General features: G+C 29.7%; 1 protein-coding gene. It reads right to left on the bottom strand.

Annotation, left to right across the window (positions count from 1 at the left end; translation table 11 throughout):
- On the bottom strand, nt 1-441 hold a 441-nt coding region (locus EO117_RS09305; protein ID WP_164727572.1), incomplete at both ends, for a hypothetical protein.

The raw sequence follows: 441 nt of genomic DNA, 5'->3' as shown, positions 1-441 counted from the left end.
TAAATTTCTAATATTTTTATGCTGATAACTTAATGTATTTACAATCTCACGAATTTCGTTTTCCGTTTTAAACCTTGGATTTATAGGATTCCCTGTAATATCTGTAAAAATATAAGTCCACTCACCACTAGGATTATGTCGTAATGTCATCTTATTCAATATATTGTCATACTTCACTGCAATCCTATCATTCACTAGACTTAAATCTTTCACTTTACCTGCTAATTTGGCAGATAATACAGCATCGTTAGCAATAATGATATTTTGCATTCCCCAAGGCCTAGAACATATATCTATATATTCTTTTTCTGTTTTAAATACAGCAACATCTGTTAGATGTAACTTAGCATCTAATAGAAGTACTATATTGGTATCATCTGGTGGGTATAAATTATGCTCTCGAATAAAATCATCTACAACATCTTTTTCATCTAATGTTAT

It is taken from the genome of Veillonella sp. VA142, from assembly GCF_003992135.1.
GTDB lineage: Bacteria > Bacillota > Negativicutes > Veillonellales > Veillonellaceae > F0422.
Note: the sequence above shows the minus strand (reverse complement) of the source record. Positions and strands in the feature narration are given on the sequence as shown.